This is a genomic window from Kordia periserrulae (genome assembly GCF_003054265.1).
In the GTDB taxonomy this organism is placed as follows: domain Bacteria; phylum Bacteroidota; class Bacteroidia; order Flavobacteriales; family Flavobacteriaceae; genus Kordia; species Kordia periserrulae.
The window spans coordinates 1-1,178 of the sequence record NZ_QBKT01000036.1 but is presented as its reverse complement, the minus strand read 5'-3'; the positions used below and the strand labels follow the sequence as shown (position 1 = coordinate 1,178).

The 1,178-nt window shown below is 40.9% G+C and carries 2 protein-coding genes; both read right to left on the bottom strand.

From position 1 onward, the window contains the following. Positions 1-335, bottom strand: a 335-nt coding sequence (locus C8N46_RS20085; protein WP_146169922.1) for a carboxypeptidase-like regulatory domain-containing protein, incomplete at its 3' end; no start/stop codon positions are given. Between the two features lie 6 nt (positions 336-341). Further along, the gene (locus C8N46_RS20080; RefSeq protein WP_108116885.1) at positions 342-1,073 is read right to left on the bottom strand and encodes a hypothetical protein; all 732 of its coding nucleotides are present in this window, start codon (positions 1,071-1,073) and stop codon (positions 342-344) included. Positions 1,074-1,178: the final 105 nt, after the last annotated feature.

Here is a 1,178-nt window from a genome sequence, read left to right as displayed (position 1 = left end):
CAAAGCCAATTGTAATTCTTCTTTTTGTTTTGTCCGTGAATGACAACGGTATCAAGCTGGTCATCTGTTTGCAGATAGACCTCTGTAAATCCTTCTTCTGCCATGAATTTAAACGGATGGTATCCTGTAAAACTCACCACAAGGGTAGTTCCTTTGGGAACTTGTATGCTAAAGTTTCCATCCATATCCGCTGCCGTTCCTATGGTGGTGTCTACATCGACATATACATTGGCTAAAGGCAAGGTTTCATTGGTTGTCGCGTCAAATACTTGTCCTTGTACGCGGATGCCTGTACTATATTCGGTGCAAACGCTGTTGATATTGAATTGACTCATTTTCTTTTAGATTTTATAATTAATAACTTGGTCGCTCCAAACGACTCCCTGATAGCACCACAATCCCCATATTGCACACCATTGAACAAGGTAATAGCGTTTGTTTTCAGGCGCATAGATATCTGTGGCAATCACTTCTCCGATAAAATCCTTGTGCTTGTAATTTCCGTAGAGTTTCTCTGTGGTTATCCATGAACCATCACTCTGTAATTCCACTTGCGGCACTTGAATCCCTGACTTTTTAGCGCAATACAGATAATCTCCTATCAAATAGTAGCCGCTATCAATCTGCGGATTTGTATTGTAATTTGGTGCGCGTATGGCGTTGTAAAAGCTTGAGAGTTCATCAGTAGATAAACCGTTTAGGGTATCGGTAAATAAATCCCTGTCAAATAGAATGGCATACGCCTGTGCTACTTGTTTGATATCGTCTATTTGTGATGCGATATTCATCAGCGCTGCTTCATCGGTAAAGATGTCAAATTCAGGAAGTAAGTAGCTAAAGAGTCCATCTCTGAATCCAATACGCGCAAAAGACTCATGAATGATAGCTGCGGCAGTCACTACAGGATTTCCAATATTAGCGCGTGCGTAGCGTTCGGCACGTTTGCGCTTTAGATATTTTGGGATTTTGTGCCAAGCATATACCGCCGCAAGTGTACCGCCTATAAGTAATGCATTGTTCGATACGGTATTGCCGATAACGCCTGTAACGATTGGATTTCCTAATTTGCTCATTTGGCTTAACTTTTTAAATTCCTAGAAATGCTTTGATGGTTGTAAATCCATTTTCGGTCTGTAAATAGGTGAGCGCTTTTGGACTTTTTGATAGTATCACAAGTC

Coding starts and splice junctions, on each gene's coding strand:
- C8N46_RS20080 (WP_108116885.1), bottom strand. CDS start 1,073: ATGAGCAAATTAGGAAATCCAATCGTTACAGGCGTTATCGGCAATACC.